This is a genomic window from Pseudomonas sp. IT-P12 (assembly GCF_949767465.1).
Classification (GTDB): domain Bacteria; phylum Pseudomonadota; class Gammaproteobacteria; order Pseudomonadales; family Pseudomonadaceae; genus Aquipseudomonas.
This window is the reverse complement of record NZ_CATKPY010000024.1, coordinates 295,584-319,821: the sequence shown is the minus strand read 5'-3', so window position 1 is coordinate 319,821 and position 24,238 is coordinate 295,584. Positions and strand designations below refer to the sequence as shown.

General features: G+C 62.2%; 27 protein-coding genes and 1 pseudogene. 12 read left to right on the top strand and 16 right to left on the bottom strand.

Annotation, left to right across the window (positions count from 1 at the left end; translation table 11 throughout):
* Positions 1-38 precede the first annotated feature (38 nt).
* Entirely contained in the window at positions 39-503 is a 465-nt protein-coding gene (locus tag ACM6IM_RS22385) for a TIGR02444 family protein (protein WP_414866332.1), read from the top strand.
* On the opposite strand, the gene ACM6IM_RS22380 is transcribed toward ACM6IM_RS22385, so the two are convergent.
* Positions 500-1,801 (bottom strand): AlgP family protein, encoded by a 1,302-nt coding sequence (locus ACM6IM_RS22380; protein ID WP_414866331.1) that lies wholly within the window; start codon positions 1,799-1,801, stop codon positions 500-502. The two genes, ACM6IM_RS22385 and ACM6IM_RS22380, sit on opposite strands and share 4 nt — an antisense overlap.
* Before the next feature lie 192 nt (positions 1,802-1,993).
* On the opposite strand from ACM6IM_RS22380, the gene ACM6IM_RS22375 reads away from it, so the two are divergent.
* A complete protein-coding gene (locus tag ACM6IM_RS22375; protein ID WP_414866330.1) occupies positions 1,994-2,659 on the top strand; it encodes an FKBP-type peptidyl-prolyl cis-trans isomerase in 666 nt (221 codons plus the stop codon).
* Between the two features lie 60 nt (positions 2,660-2,719).
* Here the strand turns inward: ACM6IM_RS22375 and rsd are convergent, their stop codons facing one another.
* The 8 genes and pseudogenes from rsd to ACM6IM_RS22335 form a co-directional block, all read right to left on the bottom strand.
* Entirely contained in the window at positions 2,720-3,178 is a 459-nt protein-coding gene (gene rsd, locus ACM6IM_RS22370) for a sigma D regulator (RefSeq protein WP_192307073.1), read from the bottom strand.
* 177 nt (positions 3,179-3,355) lie between these two features.
* Positions 3,356-3,907 carry a disulfide bond formation protein B gene (locus ACM6IM_RS22365; protein ID WP_414866329.1) on the bottom strand — a complete coding sequence of 184 codons (552 nt, stop codon included), beginning with the start codon at positions 3,905-3,907 and terminating at the stop codon, positions 3,356-3,358.
* Between the two features lie 261 nt (positions 3,908-4,168).
* A complete protein-coding gene (locus ACM6IM_RS22360; RefSeq protein WP_414866328.1) occupies positions 4,169-5,404 on the bottom strand; it encodes a heme biosynthesis protein HemY in 1,236 nt (411 codons plus the stop codon).
* Complete coding sequence (locus ACM6IM_RS22355; RefSeq protein WP_192307076.1) at positions 5,401-6,561, bottom strand: uroporphyrinogen-III C-methyltransferase; 1,161 nt, start codon at positions 6,559-6,561, stop codon at positions 5,401-5,403. The genes ACM6IM_RS22360 and ACM6IM_RS22355 overlap by 4 nt, the downstream gene beginning before the upstream one ends.
* Positions 6,562-6,577: 16 nt before the next feature.
* Positions 6,578-7,345, bottom strand: coding sequence for a uroporphyrinogen-III synthase (locus ACM6IM_RS22350; RefSeq protein WP_414866327.1), 768 nt, complete (start codon positions 7,343-7,345; stop codon positions 6,578-6,580).
* Positions 7,342-8,283, bottom strand: a complete 942-nt coding sequence (hemC, locus tag ACM6IM_RS22345) for a hydroxymethylbilane synthase (RefSeq protein WP_414866326.1) — start codon at positions 8,281-8,283, stop codon at positions 7,342-7,344. The genes ACM6IM_RS22350 and hemC overlap by 4 nt, the downstream gene beginning before the upstream one ends.
* Positions 8,284-8,422: 139 nt before the next feature.
* On the bottom strand, positions 8,423-9,169 hold the full coding sequence (locus ACM6IM_RS22340) for a LytR/AlgR family response regulator transcription factor (protein ID WP_192307079.1): 747 nt from the start codon (positions 9,167-9,169) through the stop codon (positions 8,423-8,425).
* A pseudogene (locus ACM6IM_RS22335) lies at positions 9,166-9,282 on the bottom strand (sensor histidine kinase); the annotation flags it as partial. The gene ACM6IM_RS22340 and the pseudogene ACM6IM_RS22335, both read right to left, overlap by 4 nt.
* A 345-nt stretch (positions 9,283-9,627) precedes the next feature.
* On the opposite strand from ACM6IM_RS22335, the gene argH reads away from it, so the two are divergent.
* Complete coding sequence (argH, locus tag ACM6IM_RS22330; RefSeq protein WP_201191451.1) at positions 9,628-11,022, top strand: argininosuccinate lyase; 1,395 nt, start codon at positions 9,628-9,630, stop codon at positions 11,020-11,022.
* A 123-nt stretch (positions 11,023-11,145) separates the two neighbouring features.
* Here argH and ACM6IM_RS22325 read toward each other — a convergent pair whose 3' ends face one another.
* Positions 11,146-11,805, bottom strand: a complete 660-nt coding sequence (locus ACM6IM_RS22325; RefSeq protein ID WP_414866325.1) for a glutathione S-transferase family protein — start codon at positions 11,803-11,805, stop codon at positions 11,146-11,148.
* Positions 11,806-11,930: 125 nt separating this feature from the next.
* Between ACM6IM_RS22325 and ACM6IM_RS22320 the strand changes: the two genes are divergently transcribed.
* The 3 genes from ACM6IM_RS22320 (at position 11,931) to ACM6IM_RS22310 (ending at position 15,639) form a co-directional block, all read left to right on the top strand.
* Positions 11,931-12,215: a hypothetical protein gene (locus ACM6IM_RS22320; RefSeq protein ID WP_192307082.1), complete on the top strand. Its 285-nt coding sequence runs from the start codon at positions 11,931-11,933 to the stop codon at positions 12,213-12,215.
* 146 nt (positions 12,216-12,361) lie between these two features.
* Positions 12,362-12,607: a TIGR02647 family protein gene (locus ACM6IM_RS22315; protein WP_192307083.1), complete on the top strand. Its 246-nt coding sequence runs from the start codon at positions 12,362-12,364 to the stop codon at positions 12,605-12,607.
* Between the two features lie 191 nt (positions 12,608-12,798).
* Complete coding sequence (locus ACM6IM_RS22310) at positions 12,799-15,639, top strand: class I adenylate cyclase (RefSeq protein ID WP_414866324.1); 2,841 nt, start codon at positions 12,799-12,801, stop codon at positions 15,637-15,639.
* 7 nt (positions 15,640-15,646) lie between these two features.
* On the opposite strand, the gene rnk is transcribed toward ACM6IM_RS22310, so the two are convergent.
* From rnk to cyaY, 3 genes are all read right to left on the bottom strand, one after another.
* Entirely contained in the window at positions 15,647-16,057 is a 411-nt protein-coding gene (rnk, locus tag ACM6IM_RS22305) for a nucleoside diphosphate kinase regulator (RefSeq protein WP_192307085.1), read from the bottom strand.
* 176 nt (positions 16,058-16,233) lie between these two features.
* Positions 16,234-16,452: a DUF1289 domain-containing protein gene (locus ACM6IM_RS22300; protein WP_192307086.1), complete on the bottom strand. Its 219-nt coding sequence runs from the start codon at positions 16,450-16,452 to the stop codon at positions 16,234-16,236.
* Positions 16,453-16,456: 4 nt separating this feature from the next.
* A complete protein-coding gene (gene cyaY, locus ACM6IM_RS22295; protein ID WP_123454569.1) occupies positions 16,457-16,789 on the bottom strand; it encodes an iron donor protein CyaY in 333 nt (110 codons plus the stop codon).
* Positions 16,790-17,107: 318 nt separating this feature from the next.
* Here cyaY and lptM point away from each other — a divergent pair, with 318 nt between their 5' ends.
* From lptM to ACM6IM_RS22265, 6 genes are read left to right on the top strand one after another with little or no spacing between them, the layout of a single operon-like run.
* Entirely contained in the window at positions 17,108-17,290 is a 183-nt protein-coding gene (gene lptM / locus ACM6IM_RS22290; RefSeq protein WP_192307087.1) for an LPS translocon maturation chaperone LptM, read from the top strand.
* Positions 17,291-17,299: 9 nt separating this feature from the next.
* The gene (lysA, locus tag ACM6IM_RS22285; protein ID WP_414866323.1) at positions 17,300-18,547 is read left to right on the top strand and encodes a diaminopimelate decarboxylase; all 1,248 of its coding nucleotides are present in this window, start codon (positions 17,300-17,302) and stop codon (positions 18,545-18,547) included.
* Between the two features lie 4 nt (positions 18,548-18,551).
* Positions 18,552-19,382 carry a diaminopimelate epimerase gene (gene dapF, locus ACM6IM_RS22280; protein ID WP_192307089.1) on the top strand — a complete coding sequence of 277 codons (831 nt, stop codon included), beginning with the start codon at positions 18,552-18,554 and terminating at the stop codon, positions 19,380-19,382.
* A 13-nt stretch (positions 19,383-19,395) separates the two neighbouring features.
* Entirely contained in the window at positions 19,396-20,121 is a 726-nt protein-coding gene (locus ACM6IM_RS22275; RefSeq protein WP_414866322.1) for a DUF484 family protein, read from the top strand.
* Positions 20,122-20,123: 2 nt separating this feature from the next.
* On the top strand, positions 20,124-21,023 hold the full coding sequence (xerC, locus tag ACM6IM_RS22270; RefSeq protein ID WP_192307091.1) for a tyrosine recombinase XerC: 900 nt from the start codon (positions 20,124-20,126) through the stop codon (positions 21,021-21,023).
* Positions 21,020-21,727, top strand: a complete 708-nt coding sequence (locus ACM6IM_RS22265) for an HAD family hydrolase (protein WP_201191443.1) — start codon at positions 21,020-21,022, stop codon at positions 21,725-21,727. The genes xerC and ACM6IM_RS22265 overlap by 4 nt, the downstream gene beginning before the upstream one ends.
* Positions 21,728-21,817: 90 nt before the next feature.
* Here the strand turns inward: ACM6IM_RS22265 and sutA are convergent, their stop codons facing one another.
* From sutA to ACM6IM_RS22250, 3 genes are all read right to left on the bottom strand, one after another.
* Positions 21,818-22,141, bottom strand: a complete 324-nt coding sequence (gene sutA / locus ACM6IM_RS22260; protein ID WP_192307093.1) for a transcriptional regulator SutA — start codon at positions 22,139-22,141, stop codon at positions 21,818-21,820.
* A gap of 101 nt (positions 22,142-22,242) precedes the next feature.
* Entirely contained in the window at positions 22,243-22,668 is a 426-nt protein-coding gene (locus ACM6IM_RS22255; RefSeq protein ID WP_414866321.1) for a secondary thiamine-phosphate synthase enzyme YjbQ, read from the bottom strand.
* 214 nt (positions 22,669-22,882) lie between these two features.
* A complete protein-coding gene (locus ACM6IM_RS22250; protein ID WP_192307095.1) occupies positions 22,883-24,220 on the bottom strand; it encodes an ammonium transporter in 1,338 nt (445 codons plus the stop codon).
* Positions 24,221-24,238: the final 18 nt, after the last annotated feature.

Genomic DNA, 24,238 nt, shown 5'->3' with positions numbered 1-24,238 from the left:
GTCTACCAGCTTCGCTCGCAACTGGCGCGAGTAGCACTATGTCCTCTGACCTGTGGAGCTTTTCCCTGACCACTTACGCCCGATCCGGAGTTGAAGCCGCATGCCTCGACCTGCAGTCGGGCGGGGTGAATGTGTGCCTGCTGTTATGCGGGTTGTGGCTGGGAATACGTGGAACAGCCTGTAACGAACGACGCCTGCAGCAACTGCGCAGTGTGGCCGAGCCTTGGGACGCGGAGGTTGTTCAACCGCTGCGCGCTTTGCGCACACAATGGAAAATCCTCGCCGGCGAAGATGGCGAGCTCAATGCGTTGCGTGAGCAGGTGAAGGCGCTGGAGCTGGAGGCCGAGCGGCAGTTGCTGTGGCGGCTGGAGCGCGCGGCGCAGGATTGGCCGCAGGATGAGGCAGGCGATCTGTTGGCCTGGCTGGACGGTGTGGCGGCACACGCCGCCCACCTGGACCGCGACGCGCTGCATCAGCTGCGCGTCGCGGCAACCGGCACTTAGGAAGCGCTGGTTGGGGTGGTGCTGGTGCTCGACAGTGCCGCTGGCGTTGGCGCCGGAGTGGTGGTCGAGGTGGTGGCTGCTGGTGCAGGAGCAACCGAGGCAGCAGGCGCAGGGGTCGTTGGCTTGGCGGCAGGTGCCGGGGTCGGCTTGGCAGCAGCGGCCGGCTTTTTCACGGCGGGTTTGGCGGCTGGTTTGGCAGCAGCAGGTTTGGCTGCAACGGGTTTCGCGGCTGGCTTGGCAGCAGCAGGTTTGGCTGCAACGGGTTTCGCGGCTGGCTTGGCAGCTGCAGGTTTCGCTGCTGGTTTCGCAGCCGCTGGCTTCGCGGCGGGTTTGGCGGCAGCGGGCTTCGCGGCGGTGGCTGGTTTGGCGACAGCAGGCTTGGCAGCAGACGCTGGCTTGGCAGCAGCGGGTTTAGCGGCGGCAGTTCTTGCTGCGGGCTTCGCCGCTGGCTTGGCAGCAGCCGGTTTGGCCGCTGGTTTTACAGCCGGTTTGGTTGCAGTTTTTGCCGCTGGCTTGGCAGTGGTTTTACCCGCAACAGGTTTGGTCGCCGGTTTGGCAGCAGCGGTTTTTGCAGCAGGCTTCGCGGCGGGTTTGGCAGCAGCAGTTTTAGCCGCCGCAGGTTTGGCTGCGGTGGTTTTTGCAGGCGATTTCGCTGCGGCGGTTTTGGCAGCAACGGGCTTGGCGGCAGGTTTGGCAGCCGCTGTTTTAGCGGCCGGTTTTGCTGCGGATTTTGCGGCTGGTTTTACGGCTGGTTTCGCGGCTGGTTTTGCGGCGCTGGAAGCCACTGCTTTTTTCACAGCAGGCTTGGCGGCCGGTTTGGCGGCAGGCTTGACCGGCGCTTTTGCAGCAGCGGGTTTGGCAGCAGCTTTCTTGGCGGGGGCTGCAGCAGGCTTGGCCGAGCGCAGGGACAATGCCTTGCTGACAGCCTCTTGCACGCGACCAACGCCCTGGGCCAGTTTCAGGCTTTCTTGAGCGTCACGCTTGAGTTGCAGAATGTAGCCACGCGTTTCCGACTGGCGATTTTTCAGAGCGTCGAGCAAGTCCTCGAGCTCCTTGACCGCGTCCTTGGCTTTGGCTTGTGCCTTGGCTTTACCGGCCGATGCAGCGTCCTGCAATTTGGTGCGGGATTTGTGCAGTTTTTCCTGTGCCTTGCCGCGCTGTTTTTCCAGTTTGGCGAGCAGTTTTTCCGCATCAGCCAAGGCTTCGGAACAAGCGGTTTCCAGATGCTCGAGCAGGCTGCCCGAGAGTTGTTGAAGTAAGTGCAACGGGGTATTTACAGACTTCTTGGTGGCCGACATGGTTTACCTCCTGGCTGACGTGGGTGCGGCTCATACTAGCCCTCTGCTGCTACCGCCGCTAGGTCATGTTGACAGTATCGAAAGCGTTGCGTTGCAAGCGATCGAAAATCTTCTGCGCTTGCGCAAAACAAGTTCACTTTCGCGCGCTTGCACACTGGCATAATCTGCCGCATCTCAGGTCGGAGAGTGACGATGTCGCGCTACCTTTTTTTATCGCTGTGCATGCTTTTTTCCGTGGCCCAGGCCACCGAAAAATCCGCTGGGAACGAAGCTCACGATCTCGCTTACAGCCTGGGTGCGAGCCTCGGTGAGCGCTTGCGCCTGGAGGCTCCCGAGCTGCAACTCCAGGCTTTGATCGAAGGTTTGCAACAGGCCTATCAGGGCAAGCCGCTGGCGTTGAAAGACGAGCAGATCGAACAGATTCTGACTGAGCACGAAGCTCAGATGGCCCTGCAGCAAACCCCGCCGCAGAGCGAAGCGTCCCTCGCCAAAGAGAAAAGTTTTCTCGCCGCGGAAAAAGCCAAGCCAGGCGTCCGCGAACTGGCCGACGGCGTCCTGCTCACGGAGCTGGTGCCAGGCAACGGTGCCAAGGCCGGCCCGAACGGCAAGGTGCAGGTGCTGTATATCGGGCGTCTTCCCGATGGCACCGTGTTCGATCAGAACAATCAGCCGCAGTGGTTCAGTCTCGACAGTGTGATCAGCGGATGGCGCAGCGCCCTGCAGAACATGCCGGTCGGTGCGAAGTGGCGATTGGTGATTCCATCGGACCAGGCCTACGGTGCCGATGGTGCCGGTGACTTGATCGAGCCGTTCACCCCGCTGGTGTTCGAAGTCGAATTGCGCGGCGCAACCAGCTGAGCCACAGAACGAAAAACGGCGCGCAATGCGCACCGTTTTTAAGGGGGAAGGCAAGCTGATTCAGGCTTGAACCGAATCCTCTTCCTTGTGAGCGTTGTGCAGGACTTCGATCAGGCAGTCCTCCAGTTCGAAGCGCTCGTGCAACAGGCCACCCAGTTCCTTGAATTTCTCTGCCACGCATTTCCCTGCATCACACAGGTCGTTGAACGCGAGCAGCTTCTCGGTGATGACGTCGATTCGCGGGTAGATCGTCTCGGCCAGCTCGAGTCCGCGCGTATCGCCAAAGGCCTTGGCTTCACCCGTCAACTGTTCATAGATCTCGAAATGTCCGGCAGAGACGTAATCGACCAGCACGCCACAGAATTCCTGCAATGGCTGGCGGTTCTCCCCGAGAGCCTCAGGCTTGGCGCCGAGAGCATCATAGGCCCGAACCAGTTCGTGACGCTCCTGCAACCAGCGATCGATCAGCAGATGCACTCCACCCCAGCGTTCCTGAGCATTCTGACAACTTTCGAGCATGGTGATCTCTCTTCCCTTTTGGGTCATGCTGCCCTGGATCCGTCGTGCTCTTGATGGGCAGAATCGGTCAGGCAGAGCGCCATTCGAGCAACATAAACGCGACGACACGTGCGGGCCAGATTATGCCCGCACGCTAATGGCTTCAAGGTACGCAGGAGATAAAGTTCATACAAGTGTTTAATCGCGAGCCAGCGCCGGGTGCGACGACTCGCCGCTGAGCGGTCGCTGACAAGCGATGCGCAGGAGGCGCAATAACCGGTAGACGCTCAGGACCGTCATGGCCACGAAGAACAGCAGACTCCACTCTGGAAGACTCAGGTCGAACAGCGTCCAGGAAACATGCGCGCAATCGGTGGTGCCGTTGAACATGAGCGGCACGACTTGCATCCAGGGATGGCTGGCCAGCAGGTCGGAGAGGCTGGGTGAACACAGACCCAAATGTGGCTGCGGATTGGCCTGCAACAACACCTGGCGCCACGCCGTCACCGTCCCCGCCAGCGTGCACAGCAAGGCCAGCAGCCAATAGACGAAAGACCCCAGGCGACCCGGCCCGTGCACCGCTGCCATCAGGCAGCATCCGGTGAGCAGTGCGAGAAAAATCCGCTGTAACAGACACATTCCGCAAGGCTGGAGGCCGACCGCATATTCCAGGTGATAGGAAACGCCCAAGGCCAAGGCACCAGCAACGAAAACCATGAAAAACAAGGAGCGTGAGCAGGCCAACGACATGGCTTTTCCGTACCGATAGAGACAAGTGGTTACGGTAGAGGAAAGCGTGCCAGCCTTTCAAGACAACGCAGCAGGGACACTTCTACCGAACCTGTAGGGCGTTGCCGACAGAATCCGGAAGAATGGATGTAGGGACTTGTAGGACTTTGCCTCGGACTGAAAAAAACTGTCAGAAGCGGACAGAATTACCGGTCTCAGTCGACCTCGAGCACGCTGCCTGACGTCACCGGCGTGGTCGCCGGCAACGTCGCATACGCCCCGTCAGGCGTGAACGGACACTGGCAGCGGCGCAGCCAGCAGGCGGTCATCGAGAAGTCCGAGGCCTTCCTGAAACAGCTGGTTGCTACCCTCGGTGTCGCCCAACTGTGCGAGCAATCGCGCCAGCTCCGCACAGGCTTCGGGATTGCGCTGCACCCGCAGGCTGCTTTCCAGATAATCGCGCGCTTTGCCCCACAGGCTGTTTTGCAAACACAGGCGGCCCAGTGTCAACAGCAGGCTTGGATCAGCCGGATGATCCTTGAGCCAGCCCTCGGCGGTCTGCAGTTGACGCGCCGGGTCGCTGCCGCGAACCAAGCCGTAGAGACGCGCCAGATGGCTGTCATAGTGACGCTTGAGCGCCGTTCGCAGAACCTCCTCGGCTTCGACCTGGGCGCCCAGTTGCCGGAGTTGCTCGGCGTACGCCAGCACCAGTTGCGGCTCCTGGCGTTGCGCCGAAGTGAGCTGCTGCCAGGCGCGATTGAGTGACTGCAAACCGACCTCGCCGTCTTCCTGACGTGCCGCCAGGGACAGGTTCTGCCCCCACGCGCGGCGCTCCAGCTCGGCCAGCTCGCTCGATGGCAACACCTTGTCCTTGCGCAGTTCCGGCAGGAGGCGGATCACCTGCGACCACTCACCGCGCTGCTGATGCAAACGCTGCAACTGACGCAGCACCTGAACGTTGTGCGGATGCCGCTCGTGCATGGCCTGCAATGTCGCCAGGGCGCCCTCGGTGTCGCCACGGTCGGTCTGCAATTGGGCATGGTTCAGGGCAATGGCCAGCTCAGCCTGGGGCTGGCGCTCCAGTGCCCGCTCCAGGAGGCTGTCGCTTTCCTCGTAGTGACCTTGTTCATTGGCCGCCCGGGCAGCGCCGAGGTAGTAAAGCAACGGCTGACGCTCGGCCTCGGCGGCACGGTGCAAGTGACGCTGCGCACTGGCCCAGCGACCTTCAGCCAGGTCCAGCTGGCCATGTTCGATCGCCACCTGCACCCGACGGCTGCGATTGCGCCGCGACCAGGGATTGACCACACCACTGGAGGTCATCACCAGCTCGACCAGGGCCTTGATCCCCCAGAACACCAGCCACAACACCGCCACCAGCGCCAGGGTCGCCCACAGGCTCGATTCGAAACGGAAACCCTTGTAAGCGATCAGCACGTAGCCGGAATGCTCGGCAATCGCCAGCCCCAGTGCGGCGGCCGCGGCGATGACCAGGAACACGATCACGTAGAGGCGTTTCATGGCGTGGCCTCCTGCGCGGTGTCCGTGGCAGGTTTGGCCAGGGGTTTGATCGAGTCTTCGGCATTGACATTGCGGCGTTCAAGATAGGCTTGAACGGCGCTCAAGGTCCCGGTCAGGTCCGGTGTCGCCACGGTGACCGGTTCCTTGCTCAATTCGACCACCTGCTCGAGCATCACTTTGCTCTGAGGATTGTCGGGATTGAAGTTGCCCTTGAGCACGTCCCGCGCCTCGGCCAGCGCCTGGGTGTACACCGGCGCCTGGCCATTGAGCGCCGCCCATTGCGCCTGCTCCAGCGCCAGGCTCAAGGCCAGGCGCACCTGGCTCAGGCTCTGGCCGGCCAACAGCGGGCGCACATTCTTGTCGGCATTGAAGTCGATGCGGATGTAGCGGGAAATCTGGTCCCACCATTGCGCCCAGCGGCTGGCACCGTCGCCATCGGCGGTCAGGCCCAGCAGCGATTCGCCGCGATCCTTGTACTCGGGCGCCAGCTCGGTGAGGCTGATCACCTGGTCACGCAACGCCCCCAGGCGCAGGAAAAGGCCGGTGCGATCAGGTTGCTCGGTGCTGCGCAGGGCGACCAGAGTCTTCGCCACCTGCTCGCGAGCGGCAAAGGAGCCCGGATCGTTCTGCTCGCGAAGAATTTCGTCGGCGCCCTGCACCAGGGCCTGGGCGCTGCTGATGTCCTGCAACGCCGATAGGCGCAGGCTGGCCAGGCGCAGCAAGTGCTCGGCCTCAGCCAGGCGCCAATCCTTGCGACTGGCGCCAAGGACGGTTTCCAGACGTTGATTCAGGCGTTGCTGATCGCCCTGCAACTGGATCACCAGTCGACTGCGGGCATCGAGTTCTTCGGCGGCCGGCATTTGCTCGAGGCGCGCGCTCAAGCGCTGTTCGTTGAGCTTCAGGCTTTGCGCCTGGTCGTTCAACGCCTGCACCTGGCTCAACTGCTGTTGCGTGCTGGCTTGCAGGTGTCGCACCTGCCACACGCCCCAACCGCCCACGGCCACGCCGGCGGCGCCCAGCAGCAGTGCGACGATTGCCAGCCCATTGCCCCGGCGCTGCGTGGCAGCGGGCGGTGCACTTTCAACCGGTGTTTCAACCGACGCATCGAGATCGATCACTGGCCGGGAGTCATCTTTAGGCAAGGCAGTTTCGTTCACGTATCCATCCTTTGCATTAGAAAACGGGTTCGGGATGCTCCCGTAACGCCGTCAGCAAAGCCGCGGCACTGGCGCCACGACAATCCACAACTGTTTGGGCACCGGCGGCGCGTGCCAGCTCGGCGACCCTCGGGCTTGGAACAAACAACGGCAACTGCGCCAATTGTGGCCAGGCGTCGCCGGCCAATTGCTGCAGGTGCTCAAAACCCTGTCCACTGCTGACCACCAGCCCATTCAAGCGTTCCGCGCGGATCCGCTCGGGCAGGGCGTGCGCCGCATACTGCGGCAGGCCACGGCGATACAACTCCAGATAATCGACACTAGCACCCAGCTCGCGCAAGCGCTCAGCGAGTAACTCGCGCCCCCCTTCCCCGCGCATGATCAACACTTGCGGCTCAGGCCGGCTCACCGCCTGGCGCAGCGATGCCAGGCCCAACAAGGCTTCGCTGTCATCGCCCTCGGGCGGAAAGCTGACATCCAGCCGGTGACGATCGAGGATCTGCGCGGTCGCCGCGCCCACACTGAACCACTTCAGACCTGCGAGTGGCGGGCCGTATTGCTCCAGCAACTGCACCGCGATCCTCGCGGCAGGTTTACTGACCACAATGATCGCGCAGTAGCGATCCAGCGCCCGAATGACCTGGCGCATTGTGTCAGAGGCTGCAATCGGTTCAATTTCCAAAAGCGGCAGACTGCTGCTGAAAATCCCCTCTTCGGCCAAAACCACGCTCAGCGCCGCCGACTCATCCTCGGGACGCGTCAGCAGCAGGCGCCAGGCGCTCACTCGTGACCTGCCTCGCCATAGACCGCCTTGAGAATGTCATCGGCACCCTGGCCCAGCAGGTCTTCGGCCACTCGCACACCCAATGCCTGGGCATCGCCGCGCGGGGCACGGGCGTCGGCACTCAGCAGCAGGCCGCCCTTCGGATCGCCCACCAGGCCGCGCAACCAGATCTGCTCGCCTTCCAGCACCGCGTAGCAGGCGATCGGCACCTGGCAGCCACCATTCAGATGCTTGTTGAGGGCACGTTCGGCCGTGACACGGGTGGCGGTGTCCTGATGGTGCAGCGGCGCGAGCAACGCCTGGATTTCGCTGTCGGCGGTGCGACACTCGATCCCCACCGCACCCTGGCCACCGGCGGGCAGGCTGTCGTCGACGCTGATGGACGAAGTGATCCGGTCTTCGAAGCCCAGGCGAATCAGGCCGGCGGCGGCCAGGATGATGGCGTCGTACTCGCCGGCATCGAGCTTCGCCAGGCGTGTGTTGACATTGCCCCGCAGGAAGCGGATTTCCAGGTCGGGACGACGGGTCAGCAACTGGGCCTGGCGACGCAGGCTGGAAGTACCGACGATGCTGCCCTGCGGCAAGGCGTCCAGGCTGGCGAAGGCATTGGAAACGAACGCATCACGCGGGTCTTCGCGTTCGCAAATGCAGAACAGGCCAAGGCCTTCAGGGAAGTCCATCGGCACGTCCTTCATGGAGTGCACGGCGATGTCGGCTTCGTTTTCCAGCAGGGCGGTTTCCAGCTCCTTGACGAACAGGCCCTTGCCGCCGATTTTCGACAGCGGCGAGTCCAGCAGCTTGTCGCCGCGACTGACCATGGGAACCAGCGTCACGAGCAGACCCGGATGGGCCTTCTCCAGACACGCTTTGACATATTCGGCCTGCCACAGGGCAAGGGCGCTTTTGCGGGTGGCGATGCGGATTTCGCGAGAGGACATGGATCAATCCGTACTGGAAGAGATACGGCGGATGATAACAGCTCAGCCAAATCCACTTTGACTTGTATCAGGTAATACTCGGCCTCCCTGGCCCCGGATGCCCGGCAATCGGGTGAAAAACTCGCCTGCGCAGGGCGAATTACAACTGCTGCATCATCTTGCGTACGCCCGCCACGTGACGGCGGCTGACGATCAGGGCGTCACCATTGAGGCCTTTGAGAAACAGCTGGAAATGTCCCAATGGCGTGCGTTGCAGGCGTTCGATACGGTCGCGGGCGACGAGAGCGTTGCGGTGGATACGCACGAATCGGTCACCAAATTCATCTTCGAGGGCCTTGAGCGGCTCATCCAGCAGCACTTCGCCGCCCTCGTGGCGCAGGGTCACGTATTTGTGGTCGGCGATGAAATAGACCACCTGCCCCAACGGGATCAGTTCAATGCCTTTGCGGGTTCGCGCGCTGATGTGGCTGCGCGGGCCGCTGCCGGATTCGGCGGCAGGACGGGTCAGGGCGGCGAGCTGGACACGATTGGGCCGCTCGGCATTTTTCAACGCATCATGCAATTGTTCTGTACGCACCGGTTTCACCAGATAGCCTACGGCACTGGCCTGAAAGGCTTCCACGGCAAATTCATCGGACCCTGTGCAAAACACCACAGCCGGCGGGGTCTCGCGTTCGCACAATCGGGCAGCCACTTGCAGGCCATCGAGGCCGGGCATGCGGATATCGAGCAAGACGATATCCGGCTTGTGGCTGTCGATCAGTGCCAACGCCTCTTCGCCGTTCGTGGCGCTGGGCTCCAGGACACTGTATCCCTCGAGTTCGCCAACCATTCGGCTCAGGCGCTCGCGGGCAAGGGGTTCGTCATCAACGATCAGGACATTCATATTGCGCTGGATTCCTGCGTGAGTCTCGCAAAAGGATAGCGTAGACAGGTGAAGTGACGTCCGTCACCGCGATCCACGCTAAGACTAGCGCGAGGGCCAAAAAGTGCCGCCAGGCCGACGGCTAAATTTTCATCTGCCGGGCAATTGGCGGCCCAGGCCCGCATTGGCGGGGCATCGCCACAGGGTTTGCTGATACGCAATATGAACACCCCCCTCTTCTTATAGTCAGCAGCCGCACCGAGAAGTGCACTGCCCCTACTGTCCAACTGTAGACGGTTGCAGGAACGTTATTGCTCAATTGAAAAATATCGTTGCGCATTTGCACTCGCGCAGGCTTCGCCAGAGGCGGGTACATCGGGGAAAACCTGTCGACCAGCGTCAGCGACAGCCTTGGCAACCCTGTTATTATCCGCGCCAGCGTTCAACGCCATCCTTTACCAGCCGATACGAGCGAATTCATGAGCACTGACAAGACCAATCAGTCCTGGGGCGGCCGCTTCAGTGAACCCGTCGACGCCTTCGTCGCCCGCTTCACCGCCTCCGTCACCTTCGACCAGCGCCTGTATCGCCACGACATCATGGGCTCGATCGCCCACGCCACCATGCTGGCCAAGGTCGGCGTGCTGACCGATGCCGAGCGCGACAGCATCATCGATGGCCTGAAGACCATCCAGGGCGAAATCGAGGCCGGTCAGTTCGACTGGCGCATCGATCTCGAAGACGTTCACATGAACATCGAGGCGCGCCTGACCGATCGCATTGGCGTCACCGGTAAGAAACTGCACACCGGCCGCAGCCGCAACGACCAGGTCGCGACGGATATCCGCCTGTGGCTGCGGGACGAGATCGACCTGATCCTGGGCGAAATCACCCGCCTGCAACAAGGCTTGCTGGAACAGGCCGAGCGCGAGGCTGGCAGCATCATGCCGGGCTTCACCCACCTGCAAACCGCGCAACCGGTGACCTTCGGCCACCACATGCTGGCCTGGTTCGAAATGCTCAGCCGCGACTACGAGCGCCTGGTCGACTGCCGCAAGCGCACCAATCGCATGCCGCTGGGCAGTGCAGCACTGGCCGGCACCACCTACCCGATCGACCGCGAATACACCGCGCAACTGCTGGGCTTCGACGCCGTGGGCGGCAACTCACTGGACAACGTGTCCGATCGTGACTTCGCGATCGAATTCTGCGCCGCCGCGAGCATCGCGATGATGCACCTGTCACGCTTCTCCGAAGAGCTGGTGCTGTGGACCAGCGCGCAATTCCAGTTCATCGATCTGCCGGACCGTTTCTGCACCGGTAGCTCGATCATGCCGCAAAAGAAAAACCCGGACGTGCCAGAGCTGGTGCGCGGCAAGACCGGCCGGGTTTTCGGCGCGGTCATGGGCCTGCTGACCCTGATGAAAGGCCAGCCTCTGGCCTACAACAAGGACAATCAGGAGGACAAAGAGCCGCTGTTCGACGCTGCGGACACCCTGCGCGACTCGCTGCGGGCCTTCGCCGACATGATCCCGGCGATCAAACCCAAGCACGCCATCATGCGCGAAGCGGCGCTGCGCGGTTTCTCCACCGCCACCGACCTCGCCGATTACCTGGTGCGCCGTGGCCTGCCGTTCCGTGACTGCCACGAAATCGTCGGCCACGCAGTGAAGTATGGCGTCGAGAGCGGCAAGGACCTGGCGGAAATGAGCCTGGAGGAGCTGCGCAAGTTCAGCGACCAGATCGATCAAGACGTGTTTGCCGTCCTGACCCTGGAAGGTTCGGTGAATGCCCGTGACCATATCGGCGGAACAGCGCCGGCACAGGTGAAAGCGGCGGTGGTGCGGGGCCAGGCGCTGCTTGCTGGCCGGTAAAAGCCAAAAGCTTCGCGAGCAAGCCCGCTCCCACAGTTCCCCGGTGTGCACATCCAGTGTGATCAACCGAATCCCTGTGGGAGCGGGCTTGCCCGCGATGACGGCCTCGAATTCGCTAAAAATCTATTTTTTGCCCGCCACCATCGCCATGAACGCCGGCATCGCCGCTTCCCGGTCAGCCGCGACCCTCTGAACGTTCGGATTCTGTTCCAGACGCTCAAGCAGCGCTTTGGCCGCTGGCAATTGCTCCAGCAGGTCCATATCGAACAGCTTCTTCGCCACTCCACAGGCCAGCGGCACGCTGTACAGGAAGTACAGATCCGCCACGCTCAGGCTGTCCCCCGCCACAAAGGGGCTGAATTTGCTATGCCGAGCCAGTGAAGCGACGCCCAGCAGCAGCTCGGTTCTGGTTTTTTCCTTGATCGCCTCCGGCAGGGGCATGCCGAAATACGCCTCGGCGTAACAGGCACGCGCGGGCAGCTCGATATACAGTTCGATCTCCTTGGCCAGCGCCAGGACCTGCGCCCGCTGGTACGGATCGACGGGCAGCAGCCGCGTACCGGTCTGGCTTGCCTCGATGTAGTCGAGCATCACGCCGGTTTCGTTGATGAACCCCTGTTCGGTCCGCAGCACCGGCACCTTGCCCCGCGGGCTGATGGCCAGTGCCTCCGGAGTCTGGCCGCCGTAGAACGGCACTTCCTTGAACGCCAGTCCTTTCTCCAGCAACGCCAGCTTGACCATGTTGTAGTAATTGCTGACGGAAAAACCATAAAGCTCGAGCATCACAAAGCCTCCGGGCCGTGCGGGGTGGGCAGTGCCTGTCTTATAGATCGTCGGGGGCGTTCCCGCCAGCAGCATCACGACGCTGAATGCAGGTAGACTGGGCGCCTGACCTTGAGGAGCCGGCCATGAGCGAGCCAACCGATATCGATATCGACGAAGAAGAATTCGCCGAAAACACCTTGATCGAAGCCATTGAAAACCAGATCGAAAGCGAAAACCCGCCGGCCGCCAAGGCGACCTTCAACAAACTGACCCTGGTGGGTTACGAGCGTGAAGAGATCCTCAACCTGATGGCCCACGTACTGGCGGTGGAAATCGACGCGATCCTTGAAGAAGACCGCGCGTTCAACACCCAGTGGTACGAAGCGGCGTTGCGCGCCCTGCCCGAGCTGCCACCGGAAAAGAAGTAGCCCACCCCATCGCGAGCGGGCTCGCTCCTGCAGGACGGGCAATTTCATTCCAATTGTAAAACCGTTCTGCGGGCACTGGACATGCCGCACCAGCAGGTTCACCTTAGGGGCGCTGTCGCTCAATTCCTAGAAAGTCTGGAGTCCTTATGTCGCTTACACCTGAATTGGTTGCCGAACTGGAAATCCTCGCACTCTTCAACCTGGACAGTTCCCAGGAAGGTTTGAAAATTCATCAGACCGCTGCCCCGAAAGCTATCGCTGCCGCTCAACGCCTGTTTGAAAAAGGACTGATCGACCAGCCGGATGGCGGTTACCTGACCCGCTTGGGTCACGATGCCGCCGAACACGTACAGTCCCTCCTGATCATCTTGAAGACTCCGGAAACCGCCTGACTCGCACCGTATCGCCCACGGAAAGCCCCACGTCGGGATTTCCGCGGGCACACCGGGTGCCTGCCGTCGCCTCGCAACAGAAATCTGACGTCAAAAACAAAATCCGCTTAAACGTCCCGCTGCCGGGAGGCTAAACTGCGCTGCATCCCGAGACACGATGTCCGAGCCTTTGCGAGCCGGTTTGAGCTGACATGACCCGCACCCATGAAATACGCCCTGATCTGGACGAAGGCATCGACCGCAAGGTGCTCAGCCAGCTGCGTGCACGCTTTTTAAAGCTCAATGAAGGTCGCATGGCCCGCGCCATGGAGGGCCTGTCGACCCGCCAGCAAGGCGTCCTGACCTTGCTGCCGCTGTTCTTTCACGTCAACCATCCCTTGCTGCCGGGTTACGTCTCGGGCAGTACCCCTGCGGGGCTTTCGAACTTCGAACCGGATGCCAATGCCCTGGCCGAAGCCCAGCGCCTGACCCGCTCGTTTTCCTACAAGCCGCGCCATGGCAGCAACCCGCCGCGCCCGATCCACGGCCTGTTCCTGATGGGCAGCCTGGGCACCCTCGCCCAGGCCGATCAGAGCGACATGGACGTCTGGGTCTGCCACGCGCCGGACCTGACGGAAAACGAACTCGCCGAGCTGCGTAAAAAGTGCCAGCTGCTCGAAACCTGGGCCGCCAGCCAGGGCGCCGAGGCGCATTTCTTCCTGATCGATCCGGCGCGCTTCGTGCTGGGCGAACGCGATACGCAGTTGAGTTCGGAAGACTGCGGCACCACCCAGCACTACCTGCTGCTGGACGAGTTCTACCGCACCGCCATCTGGCTGGCCGGGCGCACTCCGATCTGGTGGCTGGTGCCGGTGTACGAAGAAGCGAGCTACGACCGCTACACCCATACGTTGCTGTCCAAACGCTTTATCCGTGCCGACGAGACCCTCGACCTGGGGCATCTGGCCTACATCCCGCCCGGCGAATTCATCGGGGCCGGGTTATGGCAACTGTTCAAGGGCATCGAGTCCCCCTACAAGTCGGTGCTCAAGCTGCTGCTGACCGAGGTCTACGCCAGTGAACACCCCAGGGTCCAGTGCCTGAGCCTGCGGTTCAAGCAAGCGGTGTTCGCCAACCGCCTGGACCTCGACGAGCTGGACCCCTACGTGGTGGTGTACCGGCGCATCGAGGAGTACCTCATCGCCCGTGGCGAACCCGAGCGCCTGGAACTGGTGCGGCGGGCGCTGTATTTGAAGGTCAACCGCAAACTCACCGGCAGCAGTCGCACCCAGAGCTGGCAGCGTTCGCTGCTGGAGCGACTGGCCCATGAATGGCACTGGGATCATCGGCAGTTGGCGCTGCTCGACAGCCGCAGCCAGTGGAAGGTCCGCCAGGTCAGCGCCGAGCGCCGGGCACTGGTCAACGAACTCAATTACAGCTATCGCTTCCTGACCGAGTTCGCCCGCAACGAACAGACCGTGAGCCTGATCAACAAGCGCGACCTCAATGTGCTGGGCCGACGCCTGTACGCGGCGTTCGAGCGCAAGGCAGACAAGGTCGAGTTCATCAATCCGGGCATCGCTCCGGACCTGGCCGAAGACACCCTGACGCTGGTGCACGCTCCCAACAAGGCAGAGTCGGTGCAAACCTACTGGGGCCTGTACAACGGCAGCCTGACAGCCCTTGAATGGGAACATTTCGCCCCGATCAAGCGCAGCCGCCATTTGCTCGAACTGTTGAGCTGGTGCCACCGCAATGGCGTGATCGACAGCAGCACCCGCCTGGCCTTGCATCCCGGCGAGAGCGACCTGAGCGAGTTCGAGCTGTTCAACCTGCTCGGCAGCCTGCAACAGAGCCTCGCCCTGCCGCTGCCGACAGTCGCCGAAGAACCGCTGCTGCGTGCCAGCGTGCCGAGCGAGGTGCTGATTCTGGTGAACGTCGGCGTCGATCCGCTCAAGCACCATCGCGACCTGAACATCCTGATGACCACCGAGCGCACCGACTCCCTGAGTTACGCCGGGGTGCGGGAAAACCTGGTGCTGACCCTGGATCAGGTCACGCTCAATAGCTGGAACGAGGTGCTGGTCAGCCGCTTCGACGGGCCCCATGCCCTGCTCGACTGCCTGCGCGACTACCTCAACAACCTGCCGAACGGCCCGCAGCAACCCAGGTTGCGCGTGCGTTGCTTCTGCCATAACCGCGCGCAGTTCATTGCCCGGCGAGTCGAGGAAGTGCTCGACACGGCGCAGAATCTGCTGTTGAGCAAGCTCAATCACCGCTACCTGATTCAGGTCCAACAGCATTACCACGTGCTGGAACTGGTGCCGGGCCAGGTCAACCACGTTGCCCTCGCCACCTTGCCGGCGCTGTTCGACTACCTGGGCGAAGAACTGGCCAGCTACAGCCCACTGCACCTGGACCCGATGGCGCTGGAAGATCACGACCTGGCGCTGATCCTGCCCATGGGCCAGCCCGCCTGCCTCCAGGTGTTCTACCGGGTGCTCGACACCCAGGCCGAGCTGTACGTGCTGGATGAATTCAATGCTCTGTGGCAACAGCGCCTGCCCTATCACGACGAACAGAGCCTGCTGGTGCCGCTGCAACGCTTCCTGCAATCGATCCAGTACCGGCGTGACGCCTTGCTGTCGATGGAGGCCGCCCAGCCAGGCCTCGACACCCTGTATTACCAGTTGCTGCCCTCCGGCCCCGGACGCGCGCGCCGGGTCGAAGCCCGACCTGCGCCGCAGACCCCGGTCGCCAAGCCGTTCTACGACGTGCAGGCGATCGTGGGCAAGGCCGCACCGGGGGAAGTGCAAGTCACGTTGTACTGCAATCAGCGGGAGTTTTCAGAGCTGGAACATGGTGAGCAGTTGTTCAGCGTGGTCGCCCGGGAAATCGTCGAGCAGCGTCGCGAAACCGAGCGCTATCGCTGCTACATCACCGACCTGGACCTGTCGGGCCTGATCGGTGACGGCCAGAGCTCAAGCAATTTGTACCTGCGCTACAAGGCCGACCTGGAGCGCGCCTTGAACGACGCGCTCGAATTGCTCTGAGGGGTGGTCATTCCGGGAAGGCGCCGCCGTTGGCAGGCTGCGATTCGACCTCGAGCAGGGTGAGCTTGAGGGTTTTACCACCCGGAGCGGGCCAATCGATGTGCTGCCCGACCTTCAGGCCGAGCAACGCGCTGCCCACGGGCGCCAGGATCGAAATCCGGCCTTCGTCGGCATTGGCATCCTTGGGATAGACGAGCGTAAGGTGGTAGTCCTTGCCACTGCCCTCTTCACGGCAATGCACACGGGAATTCATGGTCACGACATCAGCCGGCACTTCATCGTGGCCGACCAGGGTATCGGCGCGGTCCAGTTCGGTTTGCAACGCAATAACGCCCGGCAGCGTGTCGTCCAGGCTTTCGATCAGGCGCTCCAGACGTTGCACGTCCAGTCGGGTAAGGGTGATGGAAGGTGCGGTCATGATCAGGGCAGACTCCTTTCTTCTGCACGAAAAAAGCAAAACCCCGCCAAAATCAGGCGGGGTTTTCACAAGCCTCGATGGGTTGAGGCGTATCCGGACACTATCACAGCTCAAAAAATATACAAGCCGGGGGGATCAAGGGCTGTCGGTATACCCGCTCCCACCGGGACTCTGGATCAGGCGTGGGATTTGCGCTGAATCGCCTGGGCGCAAATCACCCGGCGGCGATCGTCATCGGCCGAACGCCATTCGCGGATGTCTTCGACATGGCGAAAACACCCCAGGCAGACTTTTTGTTCGTCCAGCCGGCACACGCCGCTGCACGGCGACGGCACCGCCGGACTGACATTGCTGTAGAGCGGCTTGGGTGGACGAACGGGAGCAGGCTGGGTCACGGTCTCACAGACCTTCGAAATCGAATTCAGCGCCTGCCTGCTGCTTGACGATGCGCTCCAGCATTTCGCCCAGCTGCTCTTCGCTCTTGTCGCACATCCAGCGTTCGCTTTCTTCGTCGTAGTCGAAGTGGAAACCACCCGACACCGCAGCCAGCCACAGCTGACGCAGGGGTTCCTGGCGGCTGAAAATCAACTGGCTGCCGTTTTCGAACTTGACGGTGAGCACACCGGCCGAGCTCTCCAGATCGATATCCAGGTCGCTGTCGTCAAAGATGTCCTCCAGGGTTTGCTGGGTGGCATCGACCAGATCGTGGAAACGCGCTTCGGACAAACTCATTACGGCAACCTCAAAAAGTGTCTGATCAGGCTCAAGCGCCGCAAGATACGACCGAGGCCCGTCGATTGCAAAGGATAACGACCAGCAACCCTTGTCGATACACCGAATGCTTTCCCTGTGGGAGCGGGCTTGCCCGCGAAAGCGGTGGCTCAGCCAACAGATGTGCTGAATGTGCCGACCTCTTCGCGGGCAAGCCCGCTCCCACAGGGTTCACTGTACTGACTGACAGCCCCGCCGGACGGGAGCCCCCTCGCATAGGCAATCTGCCGGGTGGCCGGTATACTCCGGCGCAATTAATGCATTTTCAAGGATTTCGCCATGAAGCGCCTGATCTCTTCCTTTGCTGCGCTCACTTCGATCGTCGCTTTTGCTTGCCTTGTGTCGGCCTGCGGTCAAAAAGGCCCGCTGTACCTGCCTGACGACAGCCAGGACCCTGCCGAACAGGCGCAGTCCTCGCAGAAGCAGCCTTCCAAAGCACACAAGCACGACGTCTACCAATAAGGGAACGCCATGGACGCTTTTAACTACCGTGGCGGTGAGCTGTTCGCGGAAGGGGTTGCCCTGTCCGCCATCGCCGAACGCTTTGGCACGCCGACTTATGTCTATTCCCGCGCCCACATCGAAGCCCAGTACCTGGCGTACGCCAACGCACTGGAAGGCGTGCCGCACCTGGTCTGCTTCGCGGTCAAGGCCAACTCCAACCTGGGCGTACTGAATGCCCTGGCGCGCCTGGGTGCCGGTTTCGACATCGTATCCCGTGGCGAACTGGAGCGCGTGCTGGCCGCTGGCGGCAGCGCCGACAAGATCGTGTTCTCCGGGGTCGGCAAGACCCGTGACGACATGCGTCGCGCCCTGGAAGTCGGCGTTCACTGCTTCAACGTCGAGTCGACCGATGAGCTGGAGCGCCTGCAGGTGGTCGCCGCCGAGCTGGGCGTTCGCGCACCGATCTCGTTGCGTGTGAACCCGGACGTCGATGCCGGCACGCACCCGTACATTTCCACCGGTCTCAAGGAAAACAAGTTCGGCATCGCCATCGCCGACGCCGAAGACGTGTACGTTCGCGCCGCGCAGCTGCCGAACCTGGAAGTGCTGGGTGTCGATTGCCACATCGGTTCGCAACTGACCAGCCTGCCTCCGTTCCTGGACGCCCTCGACCGCCTGCTGGGCCTGGTCGATCGCCTGGGCGATTGCGGCATCCACCTGCGCCACATCGACCTGGGTGGCGGCGTGGGCGTGCGCTATCGCGATGAAGAGCCGCCCCTGGTCGCCGACTACATCAAGGCCGTGCGCGAGCGTCTCGACGGTCGCGACCTGGCGCTGGTGTTCGAGCCGGGCCGGTTCATCGTCGCCAACGCCGGCGTGCTGCTGACCCGGGTCGAGTACCTCAAGCACACCGAGCACAAGGATTTCGCCATCGTCGACGCGGCCATGAACGACCTGATCCGCCCGGCGCTGTACCAGGCCTGGATGAACGTCACCGCCGTGCGCCCGCGCGATACCGCCGCCCGCACCTACGACGTGGTCGGGCCGATCTGCGAGACCGGCGACTTCCTGGCCAAGGAGCGTCAGCTGGCACTGGAAGAAGGCGATCTGCTGGCCGTGCATTCGGCCGGTGCCTACGGGTTTGTCATGAGTTCCAACTACAACACCCGTGGCCGCGCCGCTGAAGTGTTGGTGGACGGTGATCAGGCATTCGAAGTGCGTCGCCGCGAGACGGTAGCCGAGTTGTTTGCTGGCGAAAGCCTGCTGCCGGAGTAAAACCATGCTGCTGCGTTTTACCAAGATGCACGGCCTGGGCAATGACTTCATGGTTCTCGACCTGGTCAGCCAGCACGCGCACATCCTGCCCAAGCACGCCAAGCAATGGGGTGACCGGCATACGGGCATCGGTTTCGACCAGTTGCTGATCGTCGAGGCGCCGAGTAACCCGGATGTGGATTTCCGCTATCGGATCTTCAACTCCGACGGCTCCGAAGTGGAACAGTGCGGCAACGGCGCACGCTGTTTCGCCCGTTTTGTGCTCGACAAGCGCCTGACCGCAAAGCGGCGGATTCGCGTTGAAACCAAAAGCGGCATCATTGAGCTGGAAATCCGCAATGACGGCCAGATCAGCGTCGACATGGGGGCACCGCGCCTGGTGCCAGCGGACATCCCGTTCGTCGCCGATGCCCAGGCTTCGAGCTACTCGCTCGACGTCGACGGCAAGACGGTCGAACTGGCCGCCGTGTCGATGGGCAACCCCCACGCCGTGCTGCGGGTCAGCGACATCAATGCCGCGCCAGTGCATGAGCTGGGGCCGAAAATCGAGCATCACCCGCGCTTTCCGGCGCGGGTCAATGTCGGTTTCCTGCAGGTCATCGACCGCAACCGCGCGCAGTTGCGCGTCTGGGAACGCGGTGCCGGGGAAACCCAGGCCTGCGGAACCGGCGCTTGTGCGGCAGCCGTCGCCGCCATCAGTCAGGGGTGGATGGATTCGCCGCTATTGATCGACCTGCCCGGCGGGCGCCTGTCCATTGAATGGGCAGGCCCTGGCCAACCGGTACTGATGACCGGCCCGGCAGTCCGAGTCTACGAAGGACAAGTGCGTCTTTGAGCGAGCCAACACCATGACCGACAAGCCCCAGGTTCCCGCCCGACAGCCCGACGAACCCCCCTCCGAAAGCCTCGAGGCTGCGGCGATTGCCGCGTACCTGGAGGCTCACCCGGACTTCTTCGTCGAGCATGAAGAACTGCTCCCGTCCCTGCGCATCCCGCACCAGCGTGGCGACACCATTTCGCTGGTCGAGCGGCAGATGACGATCCTGCGCGACCGCAACATAGAACTGCGCCATCGCCTCTCGCACCTGATGGACGTGGCCCGGGACAACGACCGGCTGTTCGAGAAGACCCGGCGCCTGATCCTTGCGCTGATGGACGCCACCAGTCTGGAAGACGTGGTGATCAGTGTCGAAGACAGCCTGCGCCAGGACTTCCAGGTGCCTTTTGTCAGCCTGATCCTGCTGGGCGACAACCCGATGCCGGTCGGCCGTTGGGTGACCCACGCCGACGCCCAGACGGCAATTGGCGGTTTGCTCTCGGAAGACAAAAGCGTCAGCGGCAGCCTGCGCGAGCATGAACTGGACTTCCTGTTCGGCGAAGAACAGCGCCAGCAGATCGGTTCCACCGCCGTGGTCGCCATCAGTCACCAAGGCATCCACGGCATCCTGGCCATCGCCAGCCGCGATCCGCAGCACTACAAAAGCTCCGTGGGCACCCTGTTCCTGAGCTATATCGCCGAAGTCATGGGTCGCGTGCTGCCACGGGTCAACAACTCCCTGCGCTCGGTACGCTGATCGTGGAAAGACAACTGGACGCCTACTGCGAACACCTGCGCAGTGAGCGGCAGGTGTCGCCCCACACGCTGTCCGCCTACCGCCGCGACCTGGACAAGGTCCTGGGCTGGTGTGTCAAACAGAACATCGGCAGCTGGGCCGCCCTGGATATCCAGCGCCTGCGCAGTCTGATCGCACGCCTGCATGCCCAGGGCCAGTCCTCCCGCAGCCTGGCGCGTCTGTTGTCGGCGGTGCGCGGGCTCTATCACTACCTCAACCGCGAAGGGCTGTGCGACCACGACCCGGCCAATGGCCTGGCCCCGCCCAAAGGCGAGCGTCGACTGCCGAAGACCCTCGACACCGACCGTGCACTGCAACTGCTGGAGGGTGCGGTCGAGGATGACTTCCTGGCGCGTCGCGACCAGGCGATGATGGAACTGTTCTACTCCTCGGGCCTGCGCCTGTCGGAGCTGACCGGGCTCAACCTCGACCAATTGGACCTGGCGGATGGCATGGTCCAGGTGCTGGGCAAAGGCAGCAAGACCCGACTGCTGCCCGTGGGCCAGAAGGCCCGGGAGGCGCTGGAGTTGTGGCTGCCCCTGCGCGCCATGGCCAACCCGGTGGATGACGCCGTGTTCATCGGCCAGCAAGGTCGACGCCTCGGCCCCCGGGCCGTGCAGGTGCGCATCAAGGCTGCTGGCGCGCGCGAACTGGGGCAAAACCTGCACCCGCACATGCTGCGACATTCTTTTGCCAGCCACTTGCTGGAATCCTCCCAGGACCTGCGCGCTGTGCAGGAACTGCTCGGCCACTCGGACATCAAGACCACCCAGATCTACACCCACCTGGACTTCCAGCACCTGGCCACGGTCTACGACAGCGCCCATCCTCGGGCCAAACGCATCAAGGGCGATGATTCATGACTATCCAGCTGATCACCTTCGACCTCGACGACACCCTGTGGGACACCGCCCCGGTGATTGTCAGTGCAGAAGCCGTACTGCGTGAATGGCTGACCGAACATGCGCCGAACCTCGGCGCAGTGCCGGTAGAGCATCTGTGGGGCATTCGCGAGCGCATCCTGAGCACCGAGCCGGGGCTCAAACACCGCATCAGCGCATTGCGTCGCCGGGTGCTGTTCCATGCGCTGCAAGAGGCGGGCTACGAACACGGGCAGGCGTCGGACCTGGCGGACCAGAGCTTTGAAGTCTTCCTGCAGGCGCGGCATCAACTGGAAATCTTCCCGGACGTGCAGCCGACCCTGGAAATACTCGCCAACCACTACGCCCTGGGCGTGGTCACCAACGGCAACGCCGACGTGCGCCGGCTGGGCCTGGCGGACTATTTCAAGTTTGCCTTGTGCGCCGAAGACATCGGTATCGCCAAGCCGGATGCGCGCCTGTTCCAGGAAGCCCTGCAGCGTGGCGACGCCACGGCCGAGACGGCGGTGCACATCGGCGATCATCCGGGGGATGACATCGCCGGGGCGCAACAGGCCGGTCTGCGCGCAATCTGGTTCAACCCCACGGGCAAAGCGTGGGAAGCCGAGCGTTTGCCCGATGCCCAGGTCCGCAGCCTGACCGAGTTGCCGGCCTTGTTGGCGCGGTGGAACAAGACCTCGGCCTGACACCTGCCTTCCATTGCCTTCAACCGGTTATCCGACCCATGAAAAAGCCCGCAGCGACGGCGGGCTTTTTCAGCAAGCAAGGGCAGACGCTCAGATAGGCCGGCTGCCGTACTTATTGTCAGGCTTCTTGGGCGGATCGGCGACCACATTGGCCTCCACTTCCTGCACCTTGCCGCCGCGCGCCAGGAACTCTTCCATGGCCTTGGCCAAGGCATCGCGCTCCTTGTTCTTGGCTTCCACGCTTGGCAGCTCGTCAACCGACACCGCAGCCTTGGCCTTGCCTTTGGCAGTCGGGGCCGGCGTGTCGTCACCGCTGTCTTCAACGACGTCGTCCGCCGCTGCTTCCAGACCTTCTTCGGTATCGTCCTCGTCACCTACTTCGAGGTCGTCGTTTTCCAGATCATCGTCGCTCATGTTCTACCTCATGACTTGCAAAAAGCAGGTTAGTTATAGTCCAGCTTAGCCATCTGTCGAAGGCTGCCGGAAAAATTCAGTAACCGCTGGTGACCAGCGGTTCATGCCCCTTCACCGTGCAAGGTGGCGAGGACTTTACGAGCACCGCCATGATCTCGGTGCTCGCCCAGATAAACGCCTTGCCAGGTGCCCAACGCCAGCCTGCCTGCCGAAACCGGCAAACTGAGCTGACAGCCAAGTACGCTGGCCTTGAAGTGCGCCGGGAGGTCGTCCAGGCCTTCGTCGTTATGCTCATAGCCGTCTGTGCCTTGTGGGATCAGACGATTGAAAAACCGTTCGAAGTCGCGACGTACCGCCGGATCGGCGTTCTCGTTGATGGTCAACGACGCCGAGGTATGCTGCAGCCACAAATGCAACAGACCGACCCGGCATGCCTTGAGTTCAGGCAGGCCGGCGAGTAACTCGTCCGTTACCAGATGAAAGCCCCGGGGCCTTGCCCGCAGGGTAATCAGAGTCTGTTGCCACATACAGTTCTCCGCACGTTCGGGGCGCATTCTAGCGCGCTCTGGGAAAAAACAAAGACCCTAATATTCCTTCAATCACGTAAGTGATTGACCGTAAAAAAACGCCCACTGCAAACGCTATAAAACAGGTACGAAAAAACCTTTCAGCAGTATCTTCACTGACAAATCCCGGGCAAAAAAATGCCCGGCAAGCCGGGCAGTTTTTTTGTTGCGCGTTTTACAGGTTGTAGCCGCGCTCGTTGTGAAGCGCCAGGTCGATGCCGACAGCCTCTTCTTCTTCGGTGACACGCAAGCCCATGACAGCGTCCAGCACCTTGAGGATGATGTAGGTGACGATCGCTGTGTAGATAACGGTGAAGCCCACGCCTTTGCACTGGATCCAGACTTGTGCGGCGATGTCGGTGACGGTGCCGAAGCCACCCAGGGACGGTGCGGCGAACACACCGGTCAGGATCGCGCCGAGGATACCGCCGATACCGTGCACGCCGAAGGCGTCCAGGGAGTCGTCATAACCGAGTTTGCGTTTCAGGGTGGTGGCGCAGAAGAAGCACACCACGCCCGCTGCCAGGCCGATCACCAGCGCGCCCATCGGGCCCACGGTGCCAGCGGCCGGAGTGATGGCGACCAGGCCGGCGACCACACCCGAAGCGATACCCAGTGCACTTGGTTTGCCGTGGGTGACCCACTCGGCGAACATCCAGCCCAGTGCAGCGGCGGCGGTCGCGATCTGGGTGACCAGCATCGCCATGCCGGCGGTGCCGTTGGCGGCGGCGGCGGAACCGGCGTTGAAACCGAACCAGCCGACCCACAGCATGGCGGCGCCCATCAGGGTGTAACCCAGGTTATGCGGAGCCATCGGAGTGGTCGGGAAGCCTTTACGCTTGCCAAGCACGATGCACGCGACCAGACCGGCGATACCGGCGTTGATGTGCACCACGGTGCCGCCCGCGAAATCGAGCACGCCCCAGTCCCACATCAGGCCGCCGTTGCCGGACCAGACCATGTGTGCAATCGGTGCATACACCAGGGTGAACCAGATGCCCATGAACACCAGCATCGCGGAGAACTTCATGCGCTCGGCGAAGGCACCGACGATCAGCGCCGGGGTGATGATGGCGAAGGTCATCTGGAAGGTGATGAACACCGCTTCAGGGAACAACGCCGCCGGGCCGGTCAGGCTGGCTGGCGTGACGCCGGCGAGGAAGGCCTTGCCCATGCCACCGAAGAAGGAGTTGAAGTTGACGACGCCCTGCTCCATGCCCGTGGTGTCGAACGCGATGCTGTAGCCATAAATGACCCACAGGATGCTGATCAGACCGGTAATGGCGAAGCACTGCATCATCACGGAAAGAATGTTTTTCGAGCGAACCATACCGCCGTAGAACAGCGCGAGGCCGGGAATGGTCATGAACAGCACCAGGGCTGTCGAGGTCAGCATCCAGGCGGTGTCGCCGGAATTGAGGACTGGGGCTGCCACTTCGTCTGCCGCCATGGCCAGGCTTGGCATTACGATGGACAACAGGGCTCCTAGCCCTGCGAATTTACGCAGAGTCATATTGTTTTCTCCTGGGGC

Bases quoted from the DNA above. Each gene is read 5' to 3' on its own strand.
- dapF (WP_192307089.1), top strand. From the start codon at position 18,552: ATGCTGCTGCGTTTTACCAAGATGCACGGCCTGGGCAATGACTTCATG.
- ACM6IM_RS22365 (WP_414866329.1), bottom strand. From the start codon at position 3,907: ATGTCGTTGGCCTGCTCACGCTCCTTGTTTTTCATGGTTTTCGTTGCT.
- ACM6IM_RS22360 (WP_414866328.1), bottom strand. From the start codon at position 5,404: ATGAAACGCCTCTACGTGATCGTGTTCCTGGTCATCGCCGCGGCCGCC.
- ACM6IM_RS22265 (WP_201191443.1), top strand. From the start codon at position 21,020: ATGACTATCCAGCTGATCACCTTCGACCTCGACGACACCCTGTGGGAC.
- ACM6IM_RS22375 (WP_414866330.1), top strand. From the start codon at position 1,994: ATGTCGCGCTACCTTTTTTTATCGCTGTGCATGCTTTTTTCCGTGGCC.
- rnk (WP_192307085.1), bottom strand. From the start codon at position 16,057: ATGACCGCACCTTCCATCACCCTTACCCGACTGGACGTGCAACGTCTG.
- hemC (WP_414866326.1), bottom strand. From the start codon at position 8,283: ATGTCCTCTCGCGAAATCCGCATCGCCACCCGCAAAAGCGCCCTTGCC.
- rsd (WP_192307073.1), bottom strand. From the start codon at position 3,178: ATGCTCGAAAGTTGTCAGAATGCTCAGGAACGCTGGGGTGGAGTGCAT.
- ACM6IM_RS22275 (WP_414866322.1), top strand. From the start codon at position 19,396: ATGACCGACAAGCCCCAGGTTCCCGCCCGACAGCCCGACGAACCCCCC.
- argH (WP_201191451.1), top strand. From the start codon at position 9,628: ATGAGCACTGACAAGACCAATCAGTCCTGGGGCGGCCGCTTCAGTGAA.
- ACM6IM_RS22310 (WP_414866324.1), top strand. From the start codon at position 12,799: ATGACCCGCACCCATGAAATACGCCCTGATCTGGACGAAGGCATCGAC.
- ACM6IM_RS22320 (WP_192307082.1), top strand. From the start codon at position 11,931: ATGAGCGAGCCAACCGATATCGATATCGACGAAGAAGAATTCGCCGAA.
- ACM6IM_RS22255 (WP_414866321.1), bottom strand. From the start codon at position 22,668: ATGTGGCAACAGACTCTGATTACCCTGCGGGCAAGGCCCCGGGGCTTT.
- sutA (WP_192307093.1), bottom strand. From the start codon at position 22,141: ATGAGCGACGATGATCTGGAAAACGACGACCTCGAAGTAGGTGACGAG.
- ACM6IM_RS22325 (WP_414866325.1), bottom strand. From the start codon at position 11,805: ATGCTCGAGCTTTATGGTTTTTCCGTCAGCAATTACTACAACATGGTC.
- ACM6IM_RS22340 (WP_192307079.1), bottom strand. From the start codon at position 9,169: ATGAATGTCCTGATCGTTGATGACGAACCCCTTGCCCGCGAGCGCCTG.
- ACM6IM_RS22315 (WP_192307083.1), top strand. From the start codon at position 12,362: ATGTCGCTTACACCTGAATTGGTTGCCGAACTGGAAATCCTCGCACTC.
- ACM6IM_RS22380 (WP_414866331.1), bottom strand. From the start codon at position 1,801: ATGTCGGCCACCAAGAAGTCTGTAAATACCCCGTTGCACTTACTTCAA.
- cyaY (WP_123454569.1), bottom strand. From the start codon at position 16,789: ATGAGTTTGTCCGAAGCGCGTTTCCACGATCTGGTCGATGCCACCCAG.
- lysA (WP_414866323.1), top strand. From the start codon at position 17,300: ATGGACGCTTTTAACTACCGTGGCGGTGAGCTGTTCGCGGAAGGGGTT.
- ACM6IM_RS22385 (WP_414866332.1), top strand. From the start codon at position 39: ATGTCCTCTGACCTGTGGAGCTTTTCCCTGACCACTTACGCCCGATCC.
- lptM (WP_192307087.1), top strand. From the start codon at position 17,108: ATGAAGCGCCTGATCTCTTCCTTTGCTGCGCTCACTTCGATCGTCGCT.
- ACM6IM_RS22250 (WP_192307095.1), bottom strand. From the start codon at position 24,220: ATGACTCTGCGTAAATTCGCAGGGCTAGGAGCCCTGTTGTCCATCGTA.